This is a genomic window from Longimycelium tulufanense (assembly GCF_014645795.1).
GTDB classification, from domain to species: domain Bacteria; phylum Actinomycetota; class Actinomycetes; order Mycobacteriales; family Pseudonocardiaceae; genus Longimycelium; species Longimycelium tulufanense.
Map to the genome: position 1 here is coordinate 1 of NZ_BMMK01000059.1, position 22,626 is coordinate 22,626.

General features: G+C 66.4%; 15 protein-coding genes. 10 read left to right on the forward strand and 5 right to left on the reverse strand.

What is annotated here, in order from left to right; all coding sequences use genetic code 11:
- Window positions 1–135: 135 nt before the first annotated feature.
- Together IEY55_RS30175 and IEY55_RS30180 are read right to left on the reverse strand one after the other, a co-directional pair.
- The gene (locus tag IEY55_RS30175; protein ID WP_189061988.1) at window positions 136–564 is read right to left on the reverse strand and encodes a response regulator transcription factor; all 429 of its coding nucleotides are present in this window, start codon (window positions 562–564) and stop codon (window positions 136–138) included.
- Between the two features lie 389 nt (window positions 565–953).
- Complete coding sequence (locus IEY55_RS30180) at window positions 954–1,307, reverse strand: hypothetical protein (RefSeq protein ID WP_189061989.1); 354 nt, start codon at window positions 1,305–1,307, stop codon at window positions 954–956.
- A gap of 274 nt (window positions 1,308–1,581) precedes the next feature.
- Between IEY55_RS30180 and IEY55_RS30185 the strand changes: the two genes are divergently transcribed.
- Together IEY55_RS30185 and IEY55_RS30190 are read left to right on the forward strand one after the other, a co-directional pair.
- Window positions 1,582–6,387, forward strand: a complete 4,806-nt coding sequence (locus IEY55_RS30185) for a DEAD/DEAH box helicase (protein ID WP_189061990.1) — start codon at window positions 1,582–1,584, stop codon at window positions 6,385–6,387.
- Window positions 6,388–6,972: 585 nt separating this feature from the next.
- Window positions 6,973–7,473, forward strand: coding sequence for a hypothetical protein (locus IEY55_RS30190; RefSeq protein WP_189061991.1), 501 nt, complete (start codon window positions 6,973–6,975; stop codon window positions 7,471–7,473).
- Window positions 7,474–8,160: 687 nt separating this feature from the next.
- Here the strand turns inward: IEY55_RS30190 and IEY55_RS30195 are convergent.
- A complete protein-coding gene (locus tag IEY55_RS30195) occupies window positions 8,161–9,708 on the reverse strand; it encodes an AbfB domain-containing protein (RefSeq protein WP_189061992.1) in 1,548 nt (515 codons plus the stop codon).
- A 386-nt stretch (window positions 9,709–10,094) separates the two neighbouring features.
- Here IEY55_RS30195 and IEY55_RS30200 point away from each other — a divergent pair, with 386 nt between their 5' ends.
- From IEY55_RS30200 to IEY55_RS30210, 3 genes are all read left to right on the forward strand, one after another.
- The gene (locus IEY55_RS30200; protein WP_229686901.1) at window positions 10,095–11,189 is read left to right on the forward strand and encodes a hypothetical protein; all 1,095 of its coding nucleotides are present in this window, start codon (window positions 10,095–10,097) and stop codon (window positions 11,187–11,189) included.
- Between the two features lie 359 nt (window positions 11,190–11,548).
- Window positions 11,549–15,175 (forward strand): hypothetical protein, encoded by a 3,627-nt coding sequence (locus tag IEY55_RS30205; RefSeq protein ID WP_189061993.1) that lies wholly within the window; start codon window positions 11,549–11,551, stop codon window positions 15,173–15,175.
- Window positions 15,176–15,177: 2 nt separating this feature from the next.
- The gene (locus tag IEY55_RS30210) at window positions 15,178–15,498 is read left to right on the forward strand and encodes a hypothetical protein (protein ID WP_189061994.1); all 321 of its coding nucleotides are present in this window, start codon (window positions 15,178–15,180) and stop codon (window positions 15,496–15,498) included.
- A gap of 127 nt (window positions 15,499–15,625) precedes the next feature.
- Here IEY55_RS30210 and IEY55_RS30215 read toward each other — a convergent pair whose 3' ends face one another.
- Together IEY55_RS30215 and IEY55_RS30220 are read right to left on the reverse strand one after the other, a co-directional pair.
- Window positions 15,626–15,844: an IS66 family transposase gene (locus IEY55_RS30215; RefSeq protein ID WP_189061995.1), complete on the reverse strand. Its 219-nt coding sequence runs from the start codon at window positions 15,842–15,844 to the stop codon at window positions 15,626–15,628.
- 232 nt (window positions 15,845–16,076) lie between these two features.
- On the reverse strand, window positions 16,077–16,613 hold the full coding sequence (locus IEY55_RS30220) for an IS66 family transposase (protein WP_229686902.1): 537 nt from the start codon (window positions 16,611–16,613) through the stop codon (window positions 16,077–16,079).
- Window positions 16,614–16,950: 337 nt separating this feature from the next.
- On the opposite strand from IEY55_RS30220, the gene IEY55_RS30225 reads away from it, so the two are divergent.
- The 5 genes from IEY55_RS30225 (at window position 16,951) to IEY55_RS30245 (ending at window position 22,465) form a co-directional block, all read left to right on the forward strand.
- The gene (locus IEY55_RS30225) at window positions 16,951–17,163 is read left to right on the forward strand and encodes a hypothetical protein (protein WP_189061997.1); all 213 of its coding nucleotides are present in this window, start codon (window positions 16,951–16,953) and stop codon (window positions 17,161–17,163) included.
- Window positions 17,164–18,293: 1,130 nt separating this feature from the next.
- A complete protein-coding gene (locus IEY55_RS33170; protein WP_373290085.1) occupies window positions 18,294–18,548 on the forward strand; it encodes a helix-turn-helix transcriptional regulator in 255 nt (84 codons plus the stop codon).
- Window positions 18,549–19,432: 884 nt separating this feature from the next.
- The gene (locus tag IEY55_RS30235; RefSeq protein ID WP_189061998.1) at window positions 19,433–20,458 is read left to right on the forward strand and encodes a hypothetical protein; all 1,026 of its coding nucleotides are present in this window, start codon (window positions 19,433–19,435) and stop codon (window positions 20,456–20,458) included.
- Entirely contained in the window at window positions 20,455–21,039 is a 585-nt protein-coding gene (locus IEY55_RS30240; RefSeq protein WP_189061999.1) for a zinc finger domain-containing protein, read from the forward strand. The genes IEY55_RS30235 and IEY55_RS30240 overlap by 4 nt, the downstream gene beginning before the upstream one ends.
- A gap of 1,207 nt (window positions 21,040–22,246) precedes the next feature.
- Entirely contained in the window at window positions 22,247–22,465 is a 219-nt protein-coding gene (locus IEY55_RS30245) for a helix-turn-helix transcriptional regulator (protein ID WP_189062000.1), read from the forward strand.
- Window positions 22,466–22,626: the final 161 nt, after the last annotated feature.

The window sequence follows — 22,626 nt, forward strand, 5'->3', positions numbered from 1 at the left end:
ATACGTCATACCTCCTGGTCAGGAACCTACATAACCCCTGAGCCACAAAGTCTGACGCGCGACAGTCCTGCTCAGAGATCGCCCAGGGGTAGGTGGTTCGCTCTGCTTCCGGACGGCTGGGTGGTGCGGGGCTCGCTACGTGAGCTGTCCCGGTGAGCGTGGGGTGCTTCTCATCGCGCAGCCGTCGCGGCGCCCCGTGTCCTCTTTGCTCCAGCCCTCCAGGAGTCCGGCTGACAGTGCGGAGGCGACCGCGGCGGCCCGGTCGTTCACCGCCAGTTTCCGGAACACGCGTCGTAGGTGGGTTTTCACGGTCGCTGGGGTGAGGAACAGCTTCTTGGCGATCTCCATATTGGATAATCCACTGGCGACCAGCCGAAGCACCTCGATCTCCCTGGGCGAGAGTGTGGCCGTCCCGCGCGGCTCGGACACCTCGGACAGCAGCATCGGCAATGCCGCCGGTGACACGGCCGGTGCCCCAGCCACCGCCTGACCGATGGCCCGGGCGATCTCCTCCAACGAGGAGTTCTTGGCCAGGAAACCTCGTGCTCCGGCCGCGCTGACCACCAGGGTGGTAAAGCCCAGCGATCGTTGTGGTTAACCACAGAATCCCCCGATTCAGTCTCCCACGTTGTGTCGAGCCGCACACCGGCCCGAACTGCCGGTGGTCGGCCTCGACGAGGAACCCCCCAGTGGAAGCGTGGCTCAGTCCCGCTCAGCGTGGACGAGCACCGCGTCGACGATCAGGTTCACCCCCTCTCGTGCTGGCTTGTCAGCCTGTCCAGCCGCTCTTTTCCCGGCAAACGTCGCGTCGGAGCGGCCGACGCGCCGTTGTCCTGCCGAGTCCCAGAGCGGAGCGCGATAGTCATACTCGTCGACGGCGTGGGGTACGGTGATCCCGAGCTGACGCAGTTGATCTTCGGAGCACGCTAGCAGCTGCGGCGCACAGTCAATCATCAGTTCCAGGGCGTGACGCTCACCGGTGCATCGGGGCACGGGCGCGCGGCCGGCCTCCACATCACCGGCCAGGTCACCCAAGGCGCGGGCGACCTGCAGGCGGATTCCTGCCCCTGACCGTCACAGGCAGCGGGCAGCCTGGCCAACACCCGGTGGCGGGCCTTGACCGAGCGACGCTTGAACGGCCGCTCGCCGTAGTCGACCGCATCACGGTAGGCCAGCACCGCCAGCAGCCGACCCGTCGCCGCGAGCAACCCGGCCGTGAACGGCGGCAGCACCTCGTCCAGGTCAGCCCGGTCGACGGCGCAATACTCCGCCTGCTCCGTGTAGGCGGAGTACGAATCAGCGTCCACGGGCGTCACCTCAACGCGCCTCCCGGTATCCGTGGTCTCGCCCGAGGCCGACACCCGCTGGAGTCTCCCATGGCCGGTGGCGCGGACACTGGAAGACTCGCTCCCGCGCTGGTCAGCCATGGTGACGGACACCCACATCGACTGGTGGCGTGCTCGTTCTGGGAGTCCGTGATGCGCTACGCACCCGAGAGAGTGCTCCCCGCTAAAGTTGGTCTTTCCACACCCGCTCCGGGGCCGGAGCGATGCCGGAAGACGAGCAGGGGGAGACCGACAGTTGGCCACCACGGTTCACGACATCTTGGAAGCCTTCCGCGCCCTCCCGGTCTCCAACCGGGAGCGGGGCGAGAAGTTCGAGCGGCTGATGGTCCAGTACCTCAAGCTGGACCCGCTGTATGCGGAGAAGTTCTCCGAGGTGTGGATGTGGGCGGACTGGCCAGGCCGCGCCGGCAAGCCCGACACCGGGATCGACATCGTCGCCGAGGAGCGCGAGACCGGGGGCTACTGCGCGATCCAGTGCAAGTTCTACGAACCGGATCACTACGTGCAGAAGTCCGATATCGACTCGTTCTTCACCGCGTCCGGCAAGGCGCCGTTCACCAGCCGGATCATCATCTCCACCACGGACAAGTGGAGCCAGCACGCCGAGGACGCCTTGGATGACCAGCGCATCCCGGTCTCACGGGTGGGGCTAGCCGACATCGGGCAGAGCCCGATCCGATGGGACCTGGCCTGGCCCCGGCCCGGCATCGACATCGAGCTGCGGCTCGAACACAAGAAGGCGCTACGGCCCCACCAACAGGAGGCCGTCGACGCGGTCTTCGATGGCTTCGCTTCCCACGACCGGGGCAAGCTGATCATGGCCTGCGGCACGGGCAAGACGTTCACCTCGCTGAAGGTGGCCGAACGGCTCGCCGCAGAACGGAACGGGCAGCCAACCAACGTCCTGTTCCTCGTCCCGTCGATCTCGCTGCTGTCCCAAACGCTGCGGGAGTGGACCGCGCAAACCCAGACGCCGATGCGCACCTTCGCCGTGTGCTCGGACACGAAGGTCGGCAAGCGTTCCGAGTCCGAAGACATCAGCGTCCACGACCTCGCGTTCCCGGCGACCACCGACACCACCAAGCTGGTGCAGCAAGTCGCTCGGACGGACGGCTCGACGCCGCTGACCGTGATCTTCTCCACCTACCAGTCGATCACCACGGTCTCGGCCGCCCAGCAGGCCGGCTTTCCCGACTTCGACCTGGTGATCTGCGATGAGGCGCACCGCACGACCGGTGTGACGTTGGCCGGGCAGGACGAGTCCCAGTTCGTCAAGGTGCACGACAACACCGTGATCAAGACGGCCAAGCGGCTGTACATGACCGCGACGCCGCGCCTGTTCGACGACAACACCAAGACCTCGGCGCAGCAGAACTCCGCCGTGCTGTGCTCCATGGACGACGAATCGCTCTACGGACCGGAGTTCCACCGTCTCGGGTTCGGCAAGGCCGTCGCCGAGGGCCTGCTCACCGACTACAAGGTCCTCATTCTCACGGTCGATGAGAAGTACATCGCCGCGTCGTTGCAGTCCCAGGTGGCCGACGAGAACAACGAGATCAGCCTTGATGACGCGGTCAAGATCGTGGGCTGTTGGAACGGCCTGGCTAAGCGCTCCGGCCGTACTCCCGACGGTGGTGGCTTTCCACCTGGGTCACCGCCGATGCGTCGCGCCGTTGCCTTCGCCCGCAGCATCAAGGAGTCCAAGAAGCTCACGAAGAGTTTCGCCGAGGTGATCGGCTCCTATGACGCCGCCGATGAGACTACCCTGAGGTGCGAGGTCCGGCATGTCGATGGCAGCTACAACGCCCTGCAGCGTAACGTCGAACTCGACTGGCTCAAGGCCGACGCGGAAGCCAACACCTGCCGCATCCTGTCGAACGCCCGCTGCCTGTCCGAGGGTGTCGATGTCCCTGACCTGGACGCCGTGCTGTTCCTCAACCCGCGCAACTCAGTCGTCGATGTTGTCCAGTCGGTCGGGCGGGTCATGCGTAAGGCCGAGGGCAAGGACTACGGCTACATCATCCTGCCCGTCGGCATCCCGACTGACGTCGCTCCGGACAAAGCCCTGTCGGACAACAAGCGCTACAAGGTCGTCTGGCAAGTCCTCCAGGCTCTGCGGGCGCACGACGACCGGTTCAACGCCACCGTCAACAAGATCGAACTGAACAAGCGCAAGCCCGACAACATCATGATTGGAACAGTCGGCTTCGACGGGGACGGGGGCGACGGCTCGACCAACGACGCCGGCAGCGCCGCAGGTGTTCATCAGGCAACGTTGGACCTCCCGGTAGAGGTGTGGCGCGACGCGATCTACGCCAAGATCGTCACCAAGGTCGGCGAACGGGCCTACTGGGAAAACTGGGCCAAGGACGTCGCGGCCATCGCCGATCGCCACGTCGCTCGCATTACCGCGCTCGTGGATGACCCCACCTCGGGCAAGCAGGTCGCGTTCGAGAAGTTCCTCGACGAGTTGCGCGCCAACATCAACCCTGGCGTCACCAAAGCGGACGCCATCGACATGCTGGCCCAACACCTGATCACCAAACCGGTGTTCGACGCCCTGTTCGCTGGCTATGACTTCTCCACCAAGAACCCCGTCTCGCAAACGATGCAACGGATGCTGGACATCCTTGGCGACCAGGCCTTGGGCAAGGAAGCCGAAACCCTGGAGTCGTTCTACGCCTCAGTACGTGTCCGTGCGGAGGGGATCGACAATCACGAGGGCAGGCAGAAGGTCATCACCGAGCTGTACGAGAAATTCTTCAAGACCGCGCTGCCCAAGGCAGCCGATGCTTTCGGCATCGTCTACACACCGATCCCGGTAGTGGACTTCATCCTTCGCGCCACCGACCAGGCCCTTCAACGGCACTTCGACACCTCGCTGTCCGCGCCCGGCGTGCAGATCATCGACCCGTTCACCGGCACAGGCACCTTCATCGTCCGGCTCCTCCAGTCGGGGCTGATCAAGCCCGAAGACCTGCTGCGCAAGTACACCAGCGAGCTACACGCCAACGAGATCGTGCTCCTCGCGTACTACATCGCAGCAGTCAACATCGAAGCCGCCTTCCACCAACTTCACCAGGGCGACTACACCCCATTCGAAGGTATCGTCCTCACCGACACCTTCCAACTCGTCGAGGACGCCCAATCCCTGGACGCGACGATGTTCCCCGAGAACAACAAGAGGGTCAAGCGGCAAAAAGCCCAGGACATCCGCGTCGTCATCGGCAACCCGCCCTACTCGGCCGGGCAGACAAGCCAAAACGACGCTAACCAGAACCAGTCCTACCCCACGCTTGACGCCCGTATCGCTGACACGTATGTGGCCAAGTCCAACGCGACCTCTTCCCGCACGTCATACGACTCGTACATTCGCGCCATCCGCTGGGCCTCGGATCGAATTACCCAGGACGGGATCGTATGCTTTGTCTCCAATGGCGGGTACATCGACTCAAACTCCGCCGATGGGTTCCGCAGGGACCTCGCCGACGAGTTCAGTGCCATCTACTGCTTCAACCTGCGAGGCAACCAGCGCACAGCCGGAGAGCTCTCCAAGAAGGAGGGCGGCAAGATTTTCGGGTCAGGCAGCCGCAGCACGGTGGCAATCCTGCTCCTTGTCAAGTCCACACGGCACTCGCCATCTTGCAAGATCCACTATCGTGACATCGGTGACTACCTGAGCCGAGAACAGAAGCTCGCCATCATCGACCGCAGCAGCCTGGACACCATCGACTGGCAAATTGTCGAACCCAACGCGGAAGGTGACTGGGTCAGCCAGCGGAACGCCGCCTTCGCCTCGTTTGCCCCGATAGACGCCAAAGCAGCCGACGCCCAAGCAAACGAGATCCCGGTCTTCAAGCTGTCTTCGCTCGGCCTTGGAACCAACCGTGACGCCTGGGTCTACAACTACTCATCGGCAGCGCTGTCGCAAAACATCAAGCGAATGATCGAATTCTACAACAGTCAGGTCGCCGACTTCGCGGACTACTGCCAGGCGCAAAAGATCTCCGACCCCGCAAAGCATGTTTCCAAGTTCGTCAACAACGACGCAACGAAGATCAGCTGGTCGTCCAGTTTGCTGCCAAAGGTTGCCAGAGGGCTGCGCTTGCAATTTGAGCCCGACCATCTCGTCGTCGCCAGCTATCGACCATTCAACAAACAAGCTCTCTACTTCGACACCCACCTGAACCATCGGGTGGGGCAAATGCCCAAAGTATTCCCCAGCCCGAGTCACGACAACTTTGGTATCTACTACGTTGGCGTGGGCTCCGCAGTCCCATTCTCGGTTCTGGCAACAGACTCGATCCCAGACCTGCACACTACGGGAGCAGGGAGCGGTGGCCGATACTTCCCACGATACATCTACGAGAAGGTCGATGTCGAGGTTGACCTGTTCACTACGAACGCAGACTATGAGTACACACGCACAGACAACATCTCGGACGAGATCTTGTCAGATTATCGAATGACCTACGGTTCGGGCATCAGCAAGGACGACATCTTCTACTACGTTTATGGGCTCTTGCACTCGTCCACCTATCGCACTGAGTTCGCCGCTGACTTGAAGAAGGCATTGCCCCGTATCCCCAAGGTGAAGGACTTCAGGGGGTTCGCCGACGCAGGTCGCGAGCTGGTGGCCCTGCACGTCGGATACGAGGCCGTCGCACCGTACCCGCTTGAGGAGACGCTCACGGCTGCTTCCGGACTGGCGGAGCGGACGTTGTACCGCGTGCAGCAAATGGTCTTCGGCAAGGGCAAGGGCGCGACGAAGGACCGCAGCCGAATCGTGTGCAACAGCCACGTGACCTTGTCGGGCATCCCAGAAGAGGCATACCGCTACACACTGGGCACGAAGTCCGCTATCGAGTGGATCATGGAACGATATCAGGTCAAAACCGATAAGGCCAGCGGCATCGTCAACGACCCCAACGACTGGTCCGACGATCCCCGCTACATCATCGACCTGCTCAAGCGGGTCATCACGGTGAGCGTGGAATCTGTGAAGATCATCGACGCGCTGCCGGCCCTGGACGAGCTATGAATGGCCGTACGGTAGTGGTCACTCTCGAGGCTCCTTGGAAGGTACCGCGCCACGCTGGCTGCCTGGAAGACGCGGTGTTCACACTGTGTCTTCACCCGCGAGCGGGTGAGCCCAAGCGTCGGTGATGATGACGCAGTCGTCGAGATCACAGCTATGAGAACGGGCAACAGGGGCAGCGGACCGTTGGAGGCCGATGCGCTTCTCAGCGGCGACGAGATTGAGTCGAGGCCCTTGCCCTCCCCACCCTTGCTCTCTGACGTCTCCCAAGTCCGCGGAGATGCCCCCTGGATCCGCGACGCAGCAAGCGCCGCATGGGCGCTGCTGGCCAACCGCGCGGCAACCCAGGGCGGCTACCCGCCTGCACGCGACGATAGCTACTACCGGCAGCAGCTCGGACGAATGCAGAACCGTGACCGGCCCAGGCGCACCGGACAATGACCGGCACCACCGACCACGCCCAGCACGTGCCGTCAGCCAGACGACGAGAGCTCGCAACCTGCTTCGATCACCAGCGTTCCCGTGGAAAACCGCTGGTCACACCAGGTCCCATCCTTTGGTGCTCCCGCCAGGGCCACAGCCGAGGTCGTGTTGACCGCCTCCCGGCCGATCGGCGACCGCATACTCTCCCTCGATGGTGTCCACTCGGTGTGGGTCGCCGACGGCGAGAGCTACCGGCCGTGTGAGAAGTACCTCGGGTGCCATCCGCCGGAGGATCACTGCGCCGCCGAGTGGATCGACAAGGCGACCTTCATGTCGGACGTGCCGATCAAACGGCTCCGATCGGTGCGCAAGGTGCGGGCCTGCGACGGCAGGTGGCTGATCCTCGACATCAACCGCAACGTTGGGGTGTGCCCGCCCGCCGAGGGTGAGCTTCCCCGAGGCATACCTCCCAGCAGCGCAGCGCCGACCCCGACACGGACGCCGATCCCGTGCCAACCCGGCTCCCGCATCCAGCGCACCCTCTACCGGTGGACGGCGGAGGGATGGCAGCACGCTCTGATCGTCGCTGAGGGTGGGTGTAGGCAGATGCAGGCCGCAGAGCCTGACCTCCCCATCGGGCTGTGCGACCAGCTTCCCCCACCGTAAGACGCACGGTTGCGCAGGTGACGACGGACCTGTGTCACCAACCGGGCAACCGGGTTCTTGCCTCGTCCTCGCTGACGCTCACTCCGGAAGGGAACTGTGACGTTGGTGCGACGACGAGAAAGCGGACTCTCCTCGGGAATATCGCAGGTGATCCCCCGAGCGTCGACATGGATGACGTGCGCGAACGAAACGGTGATCCGTAGACAAGCTCGGGCGTCCCTGGAGTCGAGGCTGCCCAACAGGTTGCTTGCCTTCGCCTGGCGGGTCACGGCGGCGTCCAGGGTGAAACGCGCTCGTCGATGACGGTTTCTCGTTCTCGGTAGATCCAGGACCCGTACTGGAGGAAATCTGTAGCGTTGTACCGTGCCTTCGACCCTCTGTGTGGCGATCTCACCCGACCGCGACCACCGAGACCACGAACGCCGTCAGGATAATCTTCACCCGGGGCGGGCGTACGTCCCACCCCACTCTCCGAGTCCTGGCCTTCCTCCTCCATCAGAATTCCAGCTTCGTGATGGCGTCGTGCATGACCGTTGCGGATCGGTGCCCCACCGGTTGGGGTGGAACGACTCGGTCCGTTACCTACAAGTACGACAAACCACAGTGAAACGATCTCTTGTGGGCTGGGGAAACGGCCGGGTATCGAAGACCCCGCCACCGGGGTCTTCGATACCCGGCCGCATGGGGTTAGCGCTTGTCAGGGACAAGGGGGGCGTCGATGGTCCAGGTGGCGTCTTCGGTGAACAGGCGCGGGGTGTCGAAGTAGTGCTCGCCGCTGCTGTTGGCGGCCCAGAGTTGGGTGTCGATGTGGCGCAGGTAGCGGCCGGGCATGCGGTGGGATTCGAAGGACACGCCGGTTCCGGCGAGGCCCCTGCGTGCACACCAGGTGGCGTTGCTGCGGGAAGCGTCGCTGCCGTCGGTGGGCCTGATGACGACACGGAAGTCCGAGGGCTGCAGGTAGTGGCCCGGGTAGTTGACCGATTCGAAGGAGTGGCAGGAGGAGTCGGCCAGACCGGGCACGATCTTCCAGGTGGCGTCGGCCTTGGCGGTGTCGTCGCCGGTGGGGTTCTTGGTGATGAAGCCCTGGCCGGCCCAGTGGCGGACGTACCAGCCGGACACGCCGGGCGTGGCCGAGCGGATGGCCTGGCGCAGCGCCTTGTACTGGCCTTCCCGCAGGAAGTATTCGCGGTCGGCATCGCTGCCGGCCAGCGCGGCGTTGGCGGCGGCCACGAGCGCGGGATGCACGCCGCTCTGCTCGGCCCGTGCCAGGATCTCCAGGACTTGGCGCCGGTTGGCCTCCGCCACCTTCTTCTGCGCGGCCTCGGCATCCCGTTGGTGAGCCTGCTGAATGCCGGTGTCGATGAAGGCCGTCCAGTCCGCGGGGTTGGAGCTACGCAGCGCCGTGTCGGCGGCGGCCCAGACCTGGGTGCCTTGGGTGGCCTTGTTCCAGATCTCGAAGAGGAAATCCCGGTCAGACAGGCCCAGCATGCGCTCGTCGGCCTCGACGCCCACGATCCGTGCGGCGTGCGTACGGGCGGCGCGGGACTTCTGCCGTTCCTTCTCGGCGCGTTCCTTCTCGGTGGCGTCCTTGACCCAGTTGTCGAAGTCGCGCTGGTTGGCCTCCCGGATACCGGAGACGATGAACCGGCGTTGGTCCTCCTTGCTGCCCGCCAGCGCCCGCAGGGCGGCTTTCTTGACCTCCGGCCCGGCGTTGGGGTGCTTGTAGATGGCGCGGATGAAGTTGTCGTCGCTGAGGATGAGCAGCTCATTGCCGGCGACGATGCCCAGTTCCTGGGCGGCCTTGGACTTGGCCAGCCGCGCCTGCCGCGCGGTGCGTTCCTGCTCCATCACCCGCTTCACGTCGCGCTGGTGCGCTTCGTAGATGCCGGTCCTGATGAAGGTCAGGCACGCGGAATCGGAGGTGCTCAGCGCGAGTTCTGCGGCGGCGCGCAGCTCCTTGTGCTGTTCGGCCTTCTCCCCGGCCCTGGTCCACAATGCGAAGACGAAGTCCCGGTCGCTCAGGCCCAGCAGTTCGTTGGGGGGCGGGCTGACACCGACCACTGCAGCAGCGTCGACCTTCTCCATCTCGGTGGCGTTCGCAGCAGGTGTCGCCACGAGCCGTGGCGTGGTGACGGGCATGGCGGCCTCGGCCACCGTGCCGATGCACGCCGTCAACACCGCCGCAGCCGCAACCCCGCGCACCACCACAGCCTGCACACGCGCGGCTTTCGTCATCCGTCTCATCCCCGCTTCACAACCCCTCTGCCACCCTCATGGCGGCCCACAAGCAACAGTTCCTGGCTCAACTCAAGAAAGCGTGCGGAATACGGTCGTACCGTGACCGGCGTTTTCTGTTACCGCGAACGCCAACGCTCCGGACTCGTGGTCGTGGCAGCGTACGCGGACACAGCAAGCGGAGGTGAAGCGTACTGGCCATCAGGCTGACGCGTCCACTTCGGATACTGCGGAAACCCCTACCTGAATCCCGAACAATGTTACATCTCGTGATCAACAACACGTTCCTGGGTTTGTTGGTTGCGGACTTTCTGGCGTGTCCGGTAGTCCTGATGCGCTTCGTGATCATTCTGGTGGGCCTGTGGGGGTCCGAGGGGGTTGTGGGCGTGAAAAGGCGCTGGTGGGCCACGCACGCGGTGGCGGTGGGGCTCTTGGCGAGCACCGGAGTCACCATCGGGACGGAAAGCGCGTGGGCAGCGCCGACCTCCCCAGCCACCAGTGCCCCAGCGGAACACACCGGGATCGAGCTGGCGGCCGCGAACCGGGCATTGGTGCGCCGCTGGGCAGGAAGCCATCCCTTCTCCAACGTGCGGGTGGCCGCGTGGCTCGCGCTCCGGAACGACCGCGGGGACGAGGCGATTGCCAAGTTCTTGGCCCCGGGCGGGGGTTATGACTACGCACGCAAGCGGGCCGCGACCACCCGGGAACGGAACCTGGCGTTCTGCCGGCGGGTGTTGGCCACCCACACGCCCGAGTTCTCCCCCGAGGTGCACGCTGAGGCCCAGCGGGCGCTGAACGGCACCGACACCGACCGGGCCAACTTCGCGGCCAGCGGCTACGAGGCGGCCAAGGCGCTCGACCGTGCCCACCGTGAGGCCAGCCAGACAGCGAAACAGACGATCGCCGAGGTGGACCGGGAGTTCGTGCGGCAGCACGCCGCCCATGACCCCGGTGCGCAGGTCCGGGCGGCTGCGAGCTGGGCGCTGCGGCCCGGGGCCACCGATGCCGATATCCGCGAGTTCTACGGGTTCGGCTGGGCCACGGGCGCGTCCCTGGATCTCGAGGGCTACCGCATTGCGAGTGCCGACGCCGAGGCGGTGCGCCGCGCAACCCTGAGCCGGCTGGTTGCTGCGGCCGAGGCGGCCGAACGTGCGTTGGAGAGCGCGGCGGATGCCGCTTCCGCACGTGCCGAGGCACAGCGCGCCTGGCAGGCCGTCAGCGAGCACGCGGCCCACGCCCAGACGGCTTGGCTGCGCGAGCAGGAGAGCGCTGCCGCGCAGGCAGCGAACTGGAAGTCCGTTGCACAGGCCGCACAAGAAGCCGCTTCTGGGTCGTGGAAGACTATGGCCGGCAACGCCGAGACCAACCACCAGGCATGGTTCGCCGAGCAAACGACTGCCGGTGAGCAGGCCGAAATGTGGACGAGGATCCTCGAGCGGGCGCACCTTAGCGAATACCGCGTCGCCCACGGTGCCGAGTGAACGCCGCGTTGCTCGTGGTCCTGTCGCTCGCGCCTCATGACAAGGCAGAAGGGAACGCGCGGGCCCCCTCGTGTTGACGTGATGAGCGGGTAACAGGGCAGCGGCCCGATCTCCACCGAGATCGGGCCGCCTCTCTGCGTCACCGTCGCGAGGCCCCGACCACGCCACCAGGGCGACTTTCCCCACCTCTGCCGGTAGCTCGCGTTCACGGGCTGCCATGAGTCGTCTTGCCCTGCCGTTCTTCGACAACGTCAGGGCAATCCGTTGTGTTGTTTTCTCTTGTGTTGAGGGGAGATTCTGTGCCAGACAGAGCACAGGCGTCACGTGAGGGACCGCCACAGCGCGGTCCCCTCGCATTCGTGCGAAAGACGGTCACCGCAGGTGTGGTGGCCGCGCTGCTGGCCGCACCGACGGGCCAGGCCACCGCGGCGACGTTGGCTCCGGCTGCCGCGACGACGCCGGGTTCCTTTGCCGCGCTGTCCACAGTGGTCTCGAATGCCGCGGGTGCGGTGCCACGCGTGGCAGCCGCGCCGACGGATCAGCCCACGGAGCTGGAGCTGCGGTCCCGGGACTGGGACCGGCAGTTGGTGGAGGACTTCGCAGAGTTCGACGAGGAGGACGAGGTCCGCGAGGCCGCCCGCAAGGCCCTGGAAAGCAGCGATCCGAACGCCATCACGGAGTTTCTGGAGCACGGTGAGGCCAAGGCCCGCCAGCGCGCCAAGGAGAACAAGGACGCTACGGACAAGGCCAACCGGGCCAAGATCGAGGCAATGCGGGGCACGGGTGGCCCCTATTTCAACGCCCGGGTCGAGGAGGTCCTCAAGGGCAGCGCGCAGGACCGCGCGGCCTTCCTTGATCACGGTGCGGACATCGCCCGTGAGCACGACAAGAAGATGAAGCAGCTGGCCAAGGATCGTGCGGCGCAGCTGCGGGAACGCGTCAAGATGCTCGCGGCCTCCGGCGGCCCGGAGGTGCGCAAGGCCGCCCAGGCCGCCCTCGACACCGGCGACGACGCGAAGATCGCGGAGTTTCTGGAGAAGGGCTACCAGGTCGCGGCGCAGAAGGACGTCGACGCCCAGAAAGCTCGCGAGAAGGCCCAGAAAGAAGCGCTGGAAGCGGCCGAGAAGCTGCGGGAGCTGGCGGAGAAGGCCGCCCGCGCCGCCGAGGCTCGCACGAAGCTGATCCAGCTGCACGGCCAAGCCATCTCGCACCTGCGCAAGACCGCCAACGCCATGGTGACGGCGGCCAACTACTCCCGCGAAGGCGCCCAAATGCTGGCCGCCGACCGAGTGCGCAAGAAGGTTGGGGACTACGGGCGGCTGAAGCGAAACATCGCCGACGAGGTCGACTTCGCCCGCAAGACCGCCGGGTGGGCCCGCATCGCCGCCAACCAGGCCAAGGACCAAGCCAAGATCCTGGTCGAGACCGGCCTGACCTACGGCGTGCACTGGGCTGAGGTCGCCGAGGGACTGGCGTCCTCGGCCGAGGCGGCGCTCAAGGCCACCGAGACCGCCCAGCACGCGCTGGACGCCACCGCCGCCGACGCCGCGGCGATCGAGGCCAACAACAACGCCCAAGCCCACGCCGAACAGGCCAAGCAGTGGCGCGTCAACGCCGAGCAGCACGCCCGCGCCGCCGCCACGATCGCCGAGGCCGCACGCAAGCAGGCCGAGGTCGCCGCCGACGCCGCCAACCGCGCCAGGCAGGCCCGCATCGAGGCGGACAAGGCCGAGAAGGAGGCGTGGGAACACGCCAAACGCACCCGCGAAGCCCGCCTTGAGGCCGAACGGCAGCGCGACATCGCCGCCGAACAGCGCAAGATCGCCGAACGGGAACGCGACGCCGCGGCCGCTGCCCGGGCCAGGGCGCAGCAACAGGCGGCGGTGGCCTCCCGTGCCCGGGCCCAAGCCCAACAGAAGGCGGGCATCGCCTCCCAGGCACGGGCCAACGCGGAACGACTTGAGAAGACCGCCACCAACGCCACCAACAAGGCAAAGGACGAGAACCGTAAGGCTGGTGAGGCACGCGAGAAGGCCTGGCTGGCTGAGCAGAACTACAACGTCGCGGAGGCGCGCGCCAAAGCGGCGGAGTCGTTAGTCGCCTCCAACCTCAGCGGTGAGGCCTCGGGATGGGCGCGTGAGGCCGCCACGCAGTCCCGCGCGGCCGCCAGCACCGCCAAGACCGCCGCGCGGCAGGCCCGCTCCGCCGCGAACACGGCGACTGATGCGGCCTCTCGTGCTCGGGCCGCCGCCATCGAGGCTACCGGTGCCGCCGCGCGTGCCCGCGCCGCAGCCAATGCTGCCGAGGCGGCGGCGGCGAAGGCCAATGCCGCCGCGAACCAGGCTGAAGCCGAGGCCGCAGCAACCCACGCCGCCGCGGTGAAGGCCAACGCCCAGGCCGCCGAGGCCACCGCACAGGAAGCCCGCGCCGGCGTGGCCGCCCACGAGGCGGCGCGACTGGCTGGTCTCGCGGCGATCGAGGCCAACCAGGCCCTGCAGGCCGCCAACCGCACCAAGGACGAAGCCGACGCCGCCTCCCTGGAATCGGCCACCGCCCTGGTGCAGGCCACCATCGCCGCACGAGCCGCCGGAGCGGCCCGCACCAGCACGGCCGGAATCGCGGAGCCGGCCAACACTGCCATCACCCTCGTCGCGCCCTTCGCCGGTGACGCCGACGCCGACTTCGCCGCCGAGGTGGCCGCCATCGCGAGAAAGGTCGGTGAGGAGCAGGCCAAGGCGGCCGAAGCCCACGCTCAAGAGGCCGCCAAGGCAGCAGCGCAGGCCGAAGAGGCGGCCAAGCAGGCACGAGCCGAGGTCGCACCCGCCTTCCAAGCCGCCGCACGCGCGGCCCGCTCCGCCGCTGACGCAGCCCACTCTGCCGCCGACGCACAGAAGTCGGCCGCGCAGGCCGCAGCAGAAGGTGCCAAGGCACGGGCAGCGGCAGCACGAGCCAACCAGGCCGACGCCCAAGCCCAGGCCGACGCCAAGGCAGCACGCGAGGCGGCGAACGCCGCCTACGCCGACGCAGTGAAGGCCCGCCAGGCCGCCAACGCCGCCGAGACCGAAGCAGCACGCGCCCGCACCGTCGCGACGGAGGCGGAAGGCCACGCCGCCGCGGCCCGCAACGCCGCCACCCAGGCCGAGAACGACGCCAAGGCCGCAGACCAGGCGGCCACCAGGGCCGAGGCCCGAGCCGCCGAGGCGGAAGAGGCCGCCAAAAACGCCCGCGAACGTGCCGCCGAGGCGGAGATAGCCGCCAAACTCGCCGAGGAACAGGAGCTTAACGAAAAGCGCGAGCTCAAGAAGCTACTCGCGGACGTCCGACAAACCGACCACGGCAACGGAATCGTCACTCTCGAGGACCCCGAAGACGGCATCGTTTACCTCAACGGTATCGCGCTCGGGAAAGATGCGCCCGAACTCGGAAAACTCATCGAGGCCCTCAAGCGGACACATGGGTTCCCCAAGGAGATCTTCGACTACAACCACCTGCGTGTCCTCACCATTCAAAACCTGTTCGAAGCGTGTAAAAACAATGACGACCTCTGCAACAGGACGTTCGAAAAGCAGCTCATCTCGATGAATCTCGGCGGCCCGGATCCCGCCTTGAACCCCAACGTCGATGACCACCTCTGGGCCGAGGCGATCGCCGAGAGCGCCGCAGGGGGTATCGCCGGTGCCCGAGGAGGTGGGTTCAAGCCGGGACGCAAGCCGGCGGGCAACCGGAAGCCCGGAACCTCGGATCCGGCGCGACTCGCACAAGCCCAGAAATCAATCCGTTCCTACGAACGACTGATCGAGGAGCATCAGACCAAGCTCGAGGCCTACAAACGAGACCCCTGGGCCTTCGACAATCGCGGCCTGCTGAAGAATGCTCCCAACGATGAAGTCCGGCAGCGTATCATCGACGCCAGGATCCGGCATCTAGAGAAGGAGATCCAAACCTTCCGGGACAACATCGAAAAGGTCAAGAAAGGCGAGTTCTAGTCATGCCGGAAGATGATCACAAGCATGCAGGGAATGCGGATGTAGCTCTCTCCGAGATCACCGACCTCGCGCATCAGATCCTTGCACGTGCAACACGCGGGGCACGCCGCATCGAGGTCGACGGCCAGTACTACTGGACGCCTCCACTCGACTCAGTTCTGGACATCTACACAGAGCGCCCGGAGCTGGTGATGGGCGACGCCGGCGAGACCATGAGAAACCTTCACCGCTACCTCGAGGACGAAGACGCACCTTATCACGCTCAAGCACTAGCGTGGCTGGGACAACTCCTCCAAGTCGTGGCCGCGAGAATCAACCAGTAGGCAACCGACACCCGAGCCAGACAACCCCTTCGGGTGATCCGAACGGCGAAGGACACGCCCACGCTCCGCAGCGAGCGTGGGCGCGTCCACCCCGCCAAGAAACGTGACCTACGTGGATTGGAACTATTCACGTGATTGGTGAAGGTGTTGGTGCCGAAGGTTTTCCGATGACGGCCGCGTGAATGGATTCGAAGGCGTTGAGGCCGTGTTTGCGTGCGGTGGAGACGTAGCCGCGGCTGCGGGTCCAGGCTGTCGCGCTGGTTTCGGATCGGAAGGTGCCGGAGATCTTCATCTGGGTCTTGGTCGGCCGAAGATCTCTCTCGGCTTGGTTATTGGTGAAGGGCACACGGTGAGGTCATGAGCGAAGCGCAGCACGTCGGCCTCCCGGTCGCGGAGGTGTTCCAGGAGGTTGCGGGTCTTGGATTGTTTCCAGCCTGTTCGGGATGGATGCTGTGCCAGGCCGACGGGGATGGCGTGGCGCCACGACTTCAGGAGCGGATCGGCGACCTCCGGCGGGATGATGGATCTGCCCTGGTCGCGGGCGTCGTGAGCGGCGGTGTTGAGCGCGGACAACGCGTTCAGGGCTTGGGCTGCCAGTACTGGCCGCGGTGTGTCTCGTCGGCGGCGATGAGTTCACGGGCGATGTGCGCCCCACAGAGCGCGTGTTCGCAGTCAGTGTAGGCATTACAGGAGGCCCAGCAGTCGTGCACCGCGATGCCGGTGACACCGTCGAAGATGCCAAGGTTGGTGATCGCGGGCCGGCCACGGGACTGGTCGAGGTGGTAGGTGGTCAGCTTCTCGGTGGCCGAGACATGCAGCCACCAGCGGGCACCGGTGACCTTGGCACCGGTCTCGTCCACGTGCAGGATGTGCGCTGCGGCCAGCAAGGTCCGGATCAGCTTTTCGACCCCGGCCAACACGTCTGCGGTCTCGCGCAGTACGCGGCACACCCAGCCCGCCGACGGGTCCACACCCGAAAGGTCGGTGACGAGCTCGACAACGAGGGCGACCGGGACATGCTGGAACACCGGCGGATACACCACCCACGCCCGCAAGTTCGGCCCATACGAAGCCGGGGCCGTGGCCGTCCCGGCCGGAGCTTCAGCGATGGTCACGGTTCCGCACCCGCAGCGACGCCGGTGCCGCCGATGTTCGGTCACCGTCGCCATCGCCGGGGCGATACCGGTCACCTGGCGACACACCACACCCGCCACCACGGCATCGTCCAGACCCGCGCCACAACCGGAGCAGCACGCAGGCACGTGGTCGATGGTCTCATCCGGGCCATCGACCAGCTTCAGCGAAAACCCTTGCGCCCCAGGCTGCTTGGCCTGCTTCCGTCCCGTCCTCCACCGCAACGACCGCTAAAAGGCCATTTAGGCCGGCATCAGAGCTTCCAAAAAGGCCCCTGCAAGATGCCACACTCCACCCAGCGTGGAATATTGATCGAAAATGACTCCAGAGGTCCCAGCGACGGAGCGGGCGCGGCACAGCTCGTCCGGCGGAATCACCCTCGCCGGCGCCGACCACCTCGCCACACTCGTCACCGACTGGCACCACGCCGACCGGCCCCCAGCCACCGCATGGTCGGTCACCCTCCGGCACGCCGACACCAGCGCCGCCGATCTCCTCCTCCCCCACCACTGGACCCTCACCCACGGATAAGGGGCCACAACCGACAGAAGGGGCGGCGTGTAGCCGGCCCCCCTTTCACGCCGTGAGCGTCGTTCAGCATTCCTCGAACAGTGCGCGGTAGTCCGCGCGCAGCCGACCGCCCTCGGCCACCGCAGCCACTAGGTCGTCACCGGCAGGCCCACCAAGCGCATCGTCACGTCAGTTCGGCCTGGTAGCTCAGCCCGACACCGTGCGTCCAGGATGGTGGCAAGGTTCAGGTCCGTGGCCGTCGGCGGCCCTCCGTGATCGCTGACCGGCACCAGCCCAGCACTCCTCGGCAGGTTGGTTCCCCCATCCGTCCTAGCGTCGCGGGTCAGCCCGCATCACGGGTAGCGGGCCTCATGATCACCACCACACCGGTCGTCAACTACAGATCCCAACACACGGAATCTGTAGTTGATCCGTTGCGCAGTGAAGTTCTACGCTCACGCTCACCCGGCCTCAACCAGAGGTCACCTGATATGGCATCTCTAGTTGACGCCTGGGCTATCGCGGGATATCCACACACACGGTGTGTGAACAGGGAGAACGGTGGGCAGTCCGGCCGACGTCAAGGGACTCACAGGGGGTTCGGCCGGACTGCCCCCCACTCCTCGGGTGAGGGGAGGAGTCGCATGGCCTCAAACCTCGATCCAGTCTGCCGCTGCTGTCGAGCAGTTTCGGCGTCGCGCGGTGCTGGTTGTGGTCGACGGCGCCAGGCAGCCGGTGTTCTATGCCGGCCACCGGCTGCGGACGATGTCGAGGGCGGCGTTGCTGCGTCGGCTCTGCCCGGTGGGGGTGTCGGGGGATCCGGGGTGGCCGCATCAGTTCGCGGGCCGCCGGCCATGCCCGATCGCGGTTCCGCGTCCGGTGTGGCGGGTGGTGGGCCCGGTGGGTTGAGCCCAGGCGCCTGACCGCATCTTGCGCCGTGCCGCCCGCGTGTTCAGGGCCGCATCACCTGTAACAACAGGGGAGGACAGGGATGGAGTTGTCCTGACCTCTCCGTGCCGGCGTCGAGGGAGCTCGAGCACTGACGTGAATTCAGTGCGGGCGGCTCAGTGCGGCAACCGAGGCGACACCCACTCCCACCCGCCAGCAGCCACGCCGACCCGCCTGCCTGCCTTCGTTGAAAGGGGTGGCCAGTGAATCGTTCCAGAGATCGATTGCTCACGACCGCTGAAGCCGCCGAGATGTTGGGCGTGGAGCCAGGGACATTGCGGCAGTGGCGCTACCGCAACGAGGGACCGGTCTCGTTCAAGGTGGGCCGCCGGGGCTCTGCGGTACTACGAGTCAGACATTCGGGCCCACCTAGACGCGCAGAAGGCGTCCACCGCGTGTGGCCTTGCCACATAAGGGAACGGGACACACCGTGGATGGTCAGCTTCACCTCGCAATAACGGATCGTCACACGGGGACCGTGGTGCCTCACGTGGTGATGCCTCGCCCGATCCACCGCGACACCACCGCACCGATCGAGGTCCGGTGTGCGGAAGACATCCAGAGTAGACAGAACCTCGCGCTGTCGCATCGTGGAGACCGAGGGTGTCCTCGGCGCCAGCATGTGGTGTCTTTTCGTTATGGTGCAGAGTCTTCGCGCCCTGCGGTGCAGAAGCGCCGATTGTGTGTCGTGACCACCAATGTGGTCGCGGTGGACACGATCCCGACGTACGGATCGACTCGATCGCACCCCACTCGTTGTAGATCGCCGCCACGTGTCATACCGGCGCCCACTGTGTACGTGGGCGACCGAACTCCCGCGGTAGTCGCAACCGGGGTGGAGGCCGCGGCATCCCACGGCTTCCACGGTGTTGCAGCACGCGTTGCGCGGGGCGATGAGAAACCTCCGTGACCCTGTTTGCGTGCTAACTCGTCGCCACGCCGCATTTCACGCCACCGAGAGCTGAACACCTACACCATCCGGCCCCACGCCGACCGGCCTCCATCAGATCCCCGCCATGGCCCGCACTGCTGTCGAAGGATGTGCCATGCCCCCTTCCGCGAGCGTGAGACTGACCGGCGATCTCGTCACCGACGCCGCCCTTCCCGGATCCACCGGACTCGTGGAACCCGGACCTCGCCCAGCCCGAGTCGGAGTGGACATCCCCCTCAACACCGCCCAAGACTTCGTGAGCACTGTGCAGGAGGCACGGGGCCTACACGACGTGTTGGCATCGGGCCCGCCTCCCCACCACCACGCCCACGCCGCTGAGTCCCGCGGTGGGCGCGCCACAGGCCTAGGCGACCTGCGGCGGGCGTCGGTACGCGTGACCGGAGATGCGGTGTGATCCGGGACCCGCTTGCCGACGACCGGCTCTCCCATCGCGCCGTCGGTCTCCTGCTGCGCCTGGTGCGGCGGCACCAGCACCACCCTGGGGCGCCGATCGACAGCCGGTCCCTGGCCCGCCCCGAGCGGAGGGAGGGGCGCGATGCGATCCAGACTGTGCTCCGCGAACTGCGCGAGGCCGGATACCTCGTCACGGCGCGGACCCAGGACCCGGTGACCGGCCGGTGGTCCACCACCACCGTGCTGGCGCCTGATCTGCTCACCGACCACGAGGAATGCCCGAGGCCGGACAACCCGGCCCCGGCGGACAACCCGCAGGTGGCGCCGGGCCCGGGATACCCCGCCCCGGTGGGCCCGGAGCAGGATTTCCCGGCTTCGGCTGCGGACGAGTTGCCGCAGGTCAGTCCGAAGCCGGAAAGTCCCTCCTCGGTCGTGCCGGAGCCGGACAACCCGGCCCCGGCCGCAGAGGAGTTTCCCCAAGCCAGCCCGAAGCCGGACAACCCGGCCCCAAGTACATGCGGTGGTCCTTCTGCAAGGAAACGGATCCAGGTGAGTAGCGGTCGCGGTGCACGCGCGCGGGCGCACGCGAGGCCCACCGCCGCCGAGCTCGCGGCGACCGCGGTCCGCGCGGACGCGGTCCGACTCGTGGCCACCTGGCGGGACGAGACCGCCGCCCCCTACCGCCCGGAAACCCTCCATGCCCTGCAACGGGAAGCTGACGCCCTCCTGCGGGAGGGCGCCGACCCCCGCCTGGTACGGGCCGCGCTGGAGGCGTGGGACGCCCGCGCTGACGCCCGCACCCCGAAGTTCCTGCGCTACGCCTACGACGACGTGGTCAAGGCCCACCGCGCCATCACGGCCGGGTACGGCCCCAACCCCGCCCCGCAGGCCCCCAGCGGCCGCTACGCCGACGCCATGACGTTTCTCCGGCAGGGCATCGACCTGATGCGGCAACGTACTGATCAGGACACGCATTCTGAGGCGTGGCCACCGCTGAGCGTCATCGACGGAGGCATCGCATGAACGAGCCTGAGACTGCCGCCCTCCTGGCCGCCGCGAAGGTGCTCGACCCCCGTTTCCCGAAACCGGACGAGCACGGTGTGTTGGTTCGCCTGTGGCAGCAGCAACTCCGCCAGGTGCCCTTCCCTGCGGCCCAGCAGGCGCTGCTGTCCTACTACGCCTCCGAGCGGTACCGGCAGCACCGGCAGCCGATCAGCGCGGCCGACGTCCTCGGCGAGTGGCGCGACGCGCACCGCGCCGCCGAGGAACGCCACCGCAGCCACCGCGCCCTCACCCAAGCCCGCCAGCACCCGTTCGACCCCGATCGGCTCCACCGCGGCGTCGACCAAGCCGTGACCCAACTCGCGCAGCGGTGGCACATCCGCCGCGGTCTGAACCCCCAGCAGGCCCACGAGCGCGCGGCCGCCGACCGTGCCGCACGCCGAGCCTGGCTCAGCGTGGCCTGCCCGCACTGCCGAGCCCCCGCCGGTGAGCCCTGCTGGCGACCCACCCCGCGTGCGGTCGGTCGCGTACGACGCACCCAGCCACACCCCAGCCGCATCACGGAGGCGCTCCAGGCCCGACACGACACCGGCACCGGGTGACCCGACAGGAAGCTGACTCGACGTTCGCCATCGTCCCCCTGTTCGGCCTGATCGTCCCTAGTAGACAATTCGCTACCGGCCGCCGTCACCGAGGAGTCAGACCGACCGGTCCGACTCCCGTGATGCCGCGAGAACAACAATGCTGCACACGATCACCCAGAAAGCCCTGCGTGTTCCCGATCCCGTGGGCGAGCTTGGTGATGGCGCCGTGGTCACGCGCCGCCAGCTCGACGCCGCACTCATGCAGATCGGATTCAAGCTATCCACGGACCTACTGGAGCACCTCGGGCGGGCCAACGCGGGCACGGTGAGGGCCCCTGCCCTCCACGTTCTCACTGCCGTGCGTAGCGCAGCGCGGCCGAGGTCACGCACGATATGGCCTTCTGAGACGGCAGAACGCTCCAAGTGCGGCTCTCCTTCGCCCTGACCGGCACCGGCACAGCCCTCCTCCGGAGGCCGGTTTCCCCATCCGTCCTCGTGTCGTGGGCCAGCCCGTCTCACCCCCTTGGCGAGGCCGGGGCCACCGACCCTGTCGTCAACTACAGATCCCAACACGCGGAATCTGTAGTTGATCCATTGCGCAGTGAAGTTCTACGCTCACGCTCACCCGACCTCAACCAGAGATCACCTGAGATGGCATCTCTAGTTGACGCCTGGGCTATGGGTGGATATCCACACACACGGTGTGTGAACAGGGAGAACGGTGCGCAGTCCGGCCGACGTCAAGGGACTCACAGAGGGTTCGGCCCGACTGCCCCCCACTCCTCGGGTGAGGGGAGGAGTCGCATGGCCTCAAACCTCGGTCCAGTCTGCCGCTGCTGTCGAACCGTTCCGGCGACGCGCGGTACTGGTTGTGGTCGACGGCGCCGCGCAGCCGGTGCCCTGTGGCAGACAGCGGATTCGGCGGAGTCTCCGCCTACAGCCGCACCACCTCGCTGCGCAGGTTCCCGCCCTCGGCCGGGTGGCAATGGGCCTCCTCCAACGGCACCCGTCACCGTGCACCACGGCATCGACACGGCGATCCGGGCACCCGGTCCCGCTACACCAGCCGCATGCCGCGCACGCACGTCGGGCACCGGCGACTGAGGCACGACGGCGAGGCAACCCCCACCACCCCGCGCCCTTCGTCGCGCCGACACCGCGACCTCAGCGAAAACCACCAACAGTGAAGGTACGGCCTGTCCACACGCACAGAACCGAGGGCTCCATGACCGAGCTGGCCAATGACGTTGACTCCCTGTGGTCGCCGGAGAGGCTTTCTGCCCACTTGGCCATATCCCCAAAAACCCTCGCCAAGTGGCGCGGGGAGCGCAAGGGTCCCCCGTGGGTAAAAATCGGCAAGCATATCAGGTATGACCCGGCCAAGGTGCAGGCGTGGCTCGAGAAGATCGAGCAGGAGACCGTCGACGAGCCGCCGCTGTGGTAGCCCTATCGGCCAACTGCAGCGAAATACCACTGGGGGACCTGTGGCATCCATTGAAGATCGCTGGTATCGCAAGATGCCTGATCCTGAAAATCCCAATAAGAGCGTGTCTCACTTGGTAGATCGTTGAGGTGGGGTAGATGATCTCCACTCGTGGACGATCT